Source organism: Plectonema cf. radiosum LEGE 06105 (assembly GCF_015207665.1).
Taxonomy (GTDB): domain Bacteria; phylum Cyanobacteriota; class Cyanobacteriia; order Cyanobacteriales; family Nostocaceae; genus Rivularia; species Rivularia radiosa_A.
In genome coordinates this window covers 1-8923 of record NZ_JADEWL010000208.1, presented here as the reverse complement: position 1 = coordinate 8923, position 8923 = coordinate 1, and the positions used below count along the sequence as shown (strand labels likewise).

Here is an 8923-nt window from a genome sequence, read left to right as displayed (position 1 = left end):
GTATTGCTGTTTGTGTCTGGTATCTTAATAGTTGTTATGGTATCAGCTTGCAACAGCAATATTTTGAAATCAAGTAAAATTGATAGTAATTCTACAGAGAGTTGTCGTGTCATAAAACACGCTATAGGTAAAACTTGCGTTCCTCAAAACTTTGAACGACTTGTGACTCTCGATTCTACTGCTTTTGAAAATGCGATCGCACTAGGAGTTAAATCTATTGCTACTGCTGTTGATAATTCATCTCACTTGAAAGATAATTTTGCACAAGTGAAGAATATTGGAGAATTTGGTCAACCGAATTTAGAAAGTACCGTTCTTCTCAAACCAGATTTGATTTTAGGGTATGATGCTCAACAATCAATTTATTCACAACTCTCACAAATTTCGCCGACGGTGCTGTTTAATTATGAACATGGCGGTCAGTGGAAAGAGATGTTTAACAAACTCAGTGCGGCACTAGATAGAGAAAAAGCTGCAAAACAAGTAATGGATAAATATTACCGTCGTTTAGAAGAATTTAAACAGCAAATGGGTAATAATCCTGCAACAATTAAAGTTTCTGTAGTGCGGGTTTATCCCGATAGTATCAACCTTTATTTACGGGATTCTTTCTGCGGTATAGTTTTACAGGATGCTGGATTATCTCGTCCCGAATCTCAAGATATTGGTATTTCCGCTGCCAAAAAGCTATATGGTAATGAAAATCAAGCTTCTATTAGTAACGAACTGATAGAAAAAGCAGACGGTGATGTTATATTTATTTGGACTTATGGAAATACTTCTCAAAAAAATCAAAAAGCCCAAGAGAAACTAGAAGAACTCCAATCAAATCCGCTCTGGCAGAGTTTAAAAGCAGTGCAGAAAAATAAAGTATATGTAGTTCCCGATTACTGGATTGGAAGCGGGGTTTTAGCTGCAAATGCTATTGTTGATGATTTGTTTAAATACCTTGTCGAAACACCCTAACTTCTCCACCGGGTTTGATGATTCACATAGATGTTTTTTAAATCTTCACCACTATGAAACTTCATACTTTATTTGTTTGTAAATCATGTAGTGCTATTATCGACCACGAAGAAGCAGACGAACGCGCTGAAGGTAATCAACTGCTTTTAAAATTGCTAGAAGCACAAAAAAATGATTCAACCGATTGCAATCTTAATATACAAGCAGTAGGTTGTTTATGGACGTGCAATCGTCCTTGTTGTGTCACTTTCACCTGTCCGGGAAAGTATACATATCATTTTGTGGATTTACCCGTGCAAAATATTGTTTCCGACCTGTTTAAATTCCGCGAACTATATGAACAAAGTGAAGATGGTTATGTTTTACCTGCGAAAATGCCAGAACAACTTAAATCAAATTTACTTGTGCGTATTCCACCAGTACCAGAAGCTAAAAAACCTATTTAAAATTCATTTTTTAATTTTTACTATGTCTATCGCGCTTCTAGATAGACAATTCTAAAACTAATCATGAATATTCCCCTCAAATTTTACAGTAGTCTTCTCAAAAAATATCTTCTACCACAAAGAAGCCGAGTAATTTGGTTAACTTTAACCTTACTTTCTACTATTGCTTTACAACTTATCAACCCGCAAATTATGAGCTATTTCATCGATACTGCTGTTGCTGGTGGTTCTACTCAAAAACTAGACATTGCGGCTTTTGTTTTTATTGCGGTTGCACTTCTGACTCAACTATTTTTTATCTGTGCTAAATATCTAGGTGAAAATGTTGCTTGGACAGCTACAAATGCTCTCCGCAGCGATTTAGTTACCCATTGTCTTTACCTTAATTTTTCCTTTTATAAATCTCGTACACCTGGAGAAATTATCGAACGAGTTGATGGTGATGTAAACGCTCTGTCGCGTTTTTTCTCACAATTCATAATTGATATTATTGGCAATATTATTTTACTTTTGGGTATATTGATAGTGCTTTTTTTACAAAATTGGCTTGCTGGTACTTGCTTGAGTATTTTTAGCGCGATCGCACTAACTACCTTGATCAGTTTGCGTCCCCTAGCAATCATTCCTTGGACTAATTACCGTCAAGTTAGCGCTGAGTTTTTCGGTTTTATTGGTGAATATATCGCAGGTTTAGAAGATATCCAGGCTAACGGTGCTGTTAATTATGTAATGTACCGCTTTCATCAGTTTCAACAACGTTGGCAATCTACTTACTATAAAGCTCGTCTAGCAGCAACTACTTTATGGGGGACTACAGTTGGTTTATTTACTTTAGGTAATGCTTTAGCCTTGGGAATAGCTGCTTATTTATGGAATCAACAGGCGATTACTATTGGTACGGCATATATTTTATTTTACTATACTAATTTGTTGCAAGAGCCGATAGAGAAAATCCGCGAGCAATTAGAAGATTTTCAACAAGCGGAAGCAAGTATTTATCGCATTCAAGAATTATTACAAATACCACAAGGAATTAATCATCATATTAGTGGTAATGTACTTAATGATGGTGCTTTATCGATAGAATTTGAGAATGTTCATTTTAATTATGATTTAAATAATAAAGATTCAAATCAATGGGTACTAAATGATGTTTCATTTAACTTAGCACCAAATCAAGTTTTAGGAATTTTAGGACGTACCGGAAGCGGAAAAACCACAATTACCCGCTTACTATTACGCTTTTATCAACCGCAATTAGGTAATATTCGGTTCAATAATATTCCGATTGGACAAATATCTACAAAAGAATTACAAGCACGCATTGGAGTTGTTACCCAAGATGTTCAACTTTTTCAAGCCACAGTCCGTGACAATTTAACTTTCTTCAATTCAGCTATCAGTGACGAACAAATTCTTGATGTTTTAGATGGATTAGGTTTAACTAAATGGTTATATTCTCTTCCTCATAAATTAGATACATACTTAACATCAGAAAGCGGTGGATTGTCCGCTGGACAAGCACAATTACTAGCCTTTACAAGAGTATTTCTCAAAAATCCCAGTTTAGTAATTCTTGATGAAGCATCTTCTCGTCTTGATTCAAAAATCGAACAATATTTAGAAGTAGCAATAGATAAATTATTAACAGGACGCACGGTAATAATTATTGCTCATCGTTTACAAACTCTACAACGAGTAAATCAAATATTAATGTTAGATAATGGACGCACAATTGAATATGGTTCATATCAAGATTTAATTAACAATACTTCTTCTCATTTTTCGCAATTATTAACAAAAATATATTGAATAATTCAGTAAAATAGTTATAGATAAAATCTGAATATTTAGGTATAACGGGTAAAGCATCTACTCATTCAATTATGAATAAAGAAATACAAAGAGCAGATAATGATAGTCCTTGGAAGGAAATTTTAGAAGCATATTTTCCCCAAGCAATGCAATTTTTCTTTCCTCGAACAGCAGCATTAATAGATTGGGAACGTCCTTACGAATTCCTTGATAAAGAATTTCAAAAAATCGCTCGCGAATCCGAACAAGGAAGAAGATATGCAGATAAATTAGTCAAAGTTTGGCACATAGAAGGGAAAGAAATGTGGTTGTTAATTCACATCGAAATCCAAGCGACACCAGAAGACATCTTTCCTCAAAGAATGTTTACCTACAACCTGCGAATTTTCGATAAATTTGCCAAACCCGCAATTAGTTTAGCAATATTGTGTGATACAGACCCAAATTGGCGACCAAACCAATACAGTTATAATTATCCCGATACCAGACATATTTTTGAATTTGGAACCGTCAAGTTGCTTGATTATCGAAATCGCTGGACGGAATTAGAGAATAGCGATAATCCATTTGCAACTGTTGTAATGGCACATTTGAAAACACAGGAGACGAATAAAAAATCTGGGGAACGCAAAACTTGGAAATTAAGTTTGATTCGTAGGCTGTATGAATTAGGATTTGAGGAAAGAGACATTCGTAACCTGTATCGATTTATCGATTGGGTTATGATTTTACCAGAAGACTTGGAAGCAGAATTTTGGCAAGAATTTAAGGAGTTTGAGCAGGAGCGGACTATGAGTTATATTACCACGGGCGAGCGTATTGGTTATGAACGGGGACAACAAGAACTTGTAATACGACAACTACAAAGAAGGGTTGGAGAATTGCCGCAAGAGGTAATTAAACAAATTCAAAGTCTATCTTTAGAGCAGATAGAAAACCTTGGTGAAGCTTTGTTGGATTTTGCGACAATTGATGATTTATTAAATTGGTTGCAAACAAATCAAACAGCGTAAATAATTTTTTCAACAAAAAACTATTTTGTTAATGCGGTATAGCAACGCTTACCGCATTTATTATATTGAAAATTCTAAAAATCATATGAATTCCAATCAACAACCCAATATCTGGCAACTTTTATGGCGAATGATTCGCTATACTCCTAGACTATATTTAATAGATGCTTTTTTTTGGTTATTTATTATGGGGCTTCCCATATTACCAGGATTAATCATCCGAGAATTTTTTAATACTCTTACAGGTGAAACAAAATATAATTTTTCTCCGACAATATTAATTATATTTTTACTAGCGACCGGATTGGGAAGAGTAATATTTATTTTCATCGGTCGCTTGACCAAAACTCAACATCGCTTCACGATGAGTGCTTTATTACGCCATAATTTATTACAGGCTATTCTCAAGCGTCCCGGTGCAATGTCTTTACCTGTAAGTCAGGGAGAATTAATTAGCTATTTCCGTGATGATATCGAACTCATTGAAGATAATGTAGTCGGAACTGCGGAAATTTTTAATGCTGCCATATTTGCTTTCACTTCTTTAATTATTCTGGCTAATATTAATTGGAAAATGACTGTTTTAGTTTTTCTACCTTTAGTTTTAGTGATTATTGTAATTCAGCAAATAGGAAAGCGAATTAAACGCTATCGTCGTACTAGCCGCATTGCGACGGTAAAAGTTACAGGTTTAATAGGAGAAATATTTAATTCAGTTCAAGCAATTAAAGTTGCTGGAGCGGAAACTTTACTTATTAGCCACTTTCAACAATTAAACGAACAACGTCGCAAAGCCGTATTAAAAGACCAATTATTTACGGCAATATTAAATTCTAACTTTCAAAATTTAGTTAATTTGGGTACGGGAATTGTTTTACTGACTGCGGCAAGTTTTTTACAACAAGGTACGAGTAATTTAAGCGTCGGAAATTTTGCTTTATTCGTTTATTATTTGGCTTTTGTCACTGATTTCATAACTTTTTTAGGAGAATTCCTTGCCTCATCAAAACAGGCAGAAGTATCATTTGAAAGAATGGCAGACTTAATAAAAAATCATAACTCAGCTTTGATAGTAGCTCCACAACCACTTTATCTAAATGACATTTTTGGGCAAAAGCAACAACTACCTCAAATAAAAACATTACCGCAAAATTTTTCATCACTGCAAGAATTAACTATTGAAAATCTGACCTACCATTACCCAGGAACTGACCAAGGAATCGAAAACATTAGCTTTTTTTTACCAAGGGGTAGTTTAACTGTAATTACTGGTGGTATTGGTGCGGGAAAAACAACTTTACTGCGGACTTTATTAGGATTATTGCCCCTACAATCAGGTAAAATTTATTGGAACGATTATTTAATAGATGACCCTGCAAGCTTTTTTGCACCTCCCCGCAGCGCTTATACACCTCAAATTCCCCAATTATTTAGCCAAACTCTACAAAATAATTTACTTCTGGGCTGGGAAGCGACAAAAAATGATATCGATAAAGCACTCCACACATCTGTATTCGCCGAAGATGTTGCAGATATGCCTTCAGGATTAGAAACTCTTGTAGGATATAAAGGGGTACGTCTTTCGGGTGGTCAATTGCAACGTGCTGCTATTACTCGTGCTTTAATCCGTCAACCAGAATTACTAGTATTTGATGATATTTCTAGCGCTTTGGATATAGAGACAGAGGAAAAATTATGGTCGCGGTTGTTAGATAAACAAAATAATTCTCAATGGCAACCAACTATTTTAATAGTGTCCCACAATCAATGGCTACGCGATCGCGCTAACCAGGTAATTTTTCTTGATAAAGGTCGTATTGCTAGTTTTTGAAGTCTCTACATTATCGATCTGTTATTTTCTTTTGTAAGTTTTATTATCAAGAAATAACTGTTAACCGAAAACAATGAATTCCCAACAAACAAACTCTCTAATCCCCGATTCTGCTCTTTCCATAGCTGGTTTAACCAACTACATCCAATCACTTTTAGAATCCGATTCCATTTTACGACAAGTTTGGGTCACTGGTGAAGTTTCTAGTATTAATAACCATCGTGCGGGATTATTTTTTACTTTACAAGATACTGATGGTGATGCTGCTATTAAATGCGTCACCTGGAAGGGACAAATCGCAAAACTTGCTCAAATACCCACTGTTGGCGAGCAATTAATTGTTTTAGGCAGTATTCGACTGTATCCGGCGCGGGGAGAATATCAACTTACTGTGTGGCAAGCTATACCTGCCGGTGAAGGTTTACAAGCATTACGCTACAAACAATTAAAAAACCGTTTGATGGCAGAAGGTTTATTCGACGACGAAAGAAAAAAACCGCTTCCGACTCATCCACAAACGATCGCGATCGCAACTTCACCAACTGCTGCTGCTTGGGGTGATATCCAGAAAACACTGAAGGCTCGGTATCCCGGTTTACATATCTTATTTTCCCCTGCGACGGTACAAGGAGAACAAGCACCGGATTCCATAGTCAAAGCAATTCAACGAGTGGAAAATGATGGACGTGCGGAAGTCTTGATTTTAGCAAGGGGAGGTGGTGCAACCGAAGAATTAGCCTGCTTTAATGATGAACGAGTAGTCAGAGCGATCGCCGATTGTCCAATCCCCATAATTACTGGTATCGGACATCAACGGGATGAGTCTTTAGCAGATTTAGTCGCAGACAAAAGCGTTCATACTCCCACAGCAGCAGCAGAAATAGTTGTACCATCCCTTGATAATTTGTATAATCAACATTGCGATCGCGTTGCAGTTTTATCAGAAGTAGTAAATTATTCTGTAAGAATAGCTCAAGACAAAGTAAAAACACTGAAGAATCAATTACAGCGATCGCGATTGGATAAGCAGGTAGAACAAGAAATAACTGCTTTGGGTTGGAAGCGGGAAAAGCTTTTGCAAGCAGTCAATTCCAAGTCACAAACATCAAAACAGCAATTAGAAGTATTGCGACAAAAATTGATAACTTTAAACCCTAGGGCAGTTTTACAACGCGGCTATGCAGTGGTAAGAAAAGAAAATGGAAGTATTGCTCGTAATGCATCAGAATTAAATATAGGAGAAGAATTATTAATTCAATTAAATCAAGGTGCAGCGAAAGTAAAAGTTATAAAAATAAAAGATTAAAGATTAAAGATTAAAACAACCCACGCAGGTGGGTTTTGCCTGTGTAGCTGCGGTTTCAACCGCCAGAAACAACCTAACAATAAAAAAAAACTATGGAAAAAAACTGGAATTACGAAACTAAAGTAACAGAAATCGAAACCATAATATCTCGCATTGAAGCAGGAGAATTACAATTAGAAGAAGTATTTGAACAATTTAGCACTGCTGTAAAATCTTTGCGCGAATGTGAAACATTTTTACAAAAACAACAGCAACAAGTTGATTTAATGATTGAAACGCTAAAAGACAATGAACCTTGATAATTCGGACTTAAAATATCGTAAATTGATTATTGATAACTAATAATTGTTAACTGATAACTACAATGGTTTTTCAAACTCAAGAATATTCAGCCCAAGATTGGGTAAAAACACGTTGTTCTCTCGATGATTCTCAATCAACTTTTTTGACTTGGAAAGGTAATATTTATGCTTTTGTACCCGGTGAAAAGCGTAAATTATTATTTAAAATGTTGGGGGTAAGTGTAGGGAGATGTATTCTCCATGAAGAAGCAAGTTGGGATTTTACATCTAGGGAATTGACTTACTATCTCCATCCAGAAACAGAAGAAATATTGCATAAATGGGAGAATCCTTTTACCGGAGAAACAGTAACAGTAATGCACGTTGCGAATAATCCCGTCAACGGTTATTTTAAAGGTAAATTTCCCGCTCAAATAGAAGGTGATACAACAACTTTTGTATTTGATATATTTCCTACTTACCCCAATCCGTTAGCAGAAAATCCCAAATTTGCCGAATACAGTCCCCAAGAAACCTATCAAGCAGCAGAATTATTTAAAATATCGGTTCCCACAGCAGATTTATTGAATCCGGAATTACTTTCAGTAACTCAACTCAAACTTAGCTGGGATAGAATCGGACAATGGGTTCCCTGGATGAAAATGGGTAACAATCCTGGACAATTAATTTACAGTGCTTATGGTAGTAAAGTAAAGGGTTTGTCGGAACTACCACAACTACTACAAGATGAAATTAACAACCGTGTACCTAGTTATAAAAATGCGCCAAAGTCATTTAAAGAAGGCGAAGATATGACTTCTTGGCTGTACTTTCAAAAATACTTTGATGCTTATCTTGCTGGAGAAAGATTTCCCTTGATGGTAGGGGAAGATTAGAGGTGATGGGGAGAATTAGTAAAAATTAGTAAAGATTAGTAAAAATATTTGAGTAAGTCAGCAAAACCGTAAAGGCTAACAGCGAGTAGAAAGAAAGCTGTTAGTTTCGTCACTCGTGTTTGAGGAGTTGGAGCAATTGCCTCTCTTACTAATATAGAAATTGATGCGCCTATTACAAAACTTAAGCCCAAAATTAAGTAAGGCAAATCGGCGATAAACGTCGAAATTGTCAGCATTATTAATGCCATACCTAGCATGATTAATTCTACAAATCTCGGTGGATTATATTGACTCGCTAATGCTAGGGTGTGTATCCAAGAGTAACAGGTTCTAATCATGATATGGGACAAGGGAACAAGGGGATGGGGG

The 8923-nt window shown here is 35.8% G+C and carries 9 protein-coding genes; 8 read left to right on the top strand and 1 reads right to left on the bottom strand.

Annotated features, from left to right (window positions below):
- The 8 genes from IQ247_RS30110 to IQ247_RS30075 all read left to right on the top strand — a co-directional run.
- The coding region (locus IQ247_RS30110) for an iron-siderophore ABC transporter substrate-binding protein (protein ID WP_193925632.1) at positions 1-966 on the top strand (966 nt) is incomplete at its 5' end.
- A gap of 53 nt (positions 967-1019) precedes the next feature.
- The gene (locus IQ247_RS30105; RefSeq protein ID WP_193925630.1) at positions 1020-1412 is read left to right on the top strand and encodes a DUF1636 domain-containing protein; all 393 of its coding nucleotides are present in this window, start codon (positions 1020-1022) and stop codon (positions 1410-1412) included.
- A gap of 63 nt (positions 1413-1475) precedes the next feature.
- The gene (locus IQ247_RS30100) at positions 1476-3224 is read left to right on the top strand and encodes an ABC transporter ATP-binding protein (RefSeq protein WP_193925629.1); all 1749 of its coding nucleotides are present in this window, start codon (positions 1476-1478) and stop codon (positions 3222-3224) included.
- A gap of 74 nt (positions 3225-3298) precedes the next feature.
- Complete coding sequence (locus IQ247_RS30095) at positions 3299-4240, top strand: DUF4351 domain-containing protein (RefSeq protein WP_193925628.1); 942 nt, start codon at positions 3299-3301, stop codon at positions 4238-4240.
- An 85-nt stretch (positions 4241-4325) separates the two neighbouring features.
- Positions 4326-6071 (top strand): ATP-binding cassette domain-containing protein, encoded by a 1746-nt coding sequence (locus tag IQ247_RS30090; protein ID WP_193925626.1) that lies wholly within the window; start codon positions 4326-4328, stop codon positions 6069-6071.
- A 73-nt stretch (positions 6072-6144) separates the two neighbouring features.
- Entirely contained in the window at positions 6145-7377 is a 1233-nt protein-coding gene (gene xseA, locus IQ247_RS30085; RefSeq protein ID WP_193925625.1) for an exodeoxyribonuclease VII large subunit, read from the top strand.
- 92 nt (positions 7378-7469) lie between these two features.
- Complete coding sequence (xseB, locus tag IQ247_RS30080; RefSeq protein ID WP_193925624.1) at positions 7470-7676, top strand: exodeoxyribonuclease VII small subunit; 207 nt, start codon at positions 7470-7472, stop codon at positions 7674-7676.
- Positions 7677-7741: 65 nt separating this feature from the next.
- The gene (locus IQ247_RS30075; RefSeq protein WP_193925623.1) at positions 7742-8554 is read left to right on the top strand and encodes a DUF1838 domain-containing protein; all 813 of its coding nucleotides are present in this window, start codon (positions 7742-7744) and stop codon (positions 8552-8554) included.
- A gap of 35 nt (positions 8555-8589) precedes the next feature.
- Here the strand turns inward: IQ247_RS30075 and IQ247_RS30070 are convergent.
- Positions 8590-8923: hypothetical protein (locus IQ247_RS30070; RefSeq protein ID WP_228060181.1), on the bottom strand; the 334-nt coding region annotated here is incomplete at its 5' end.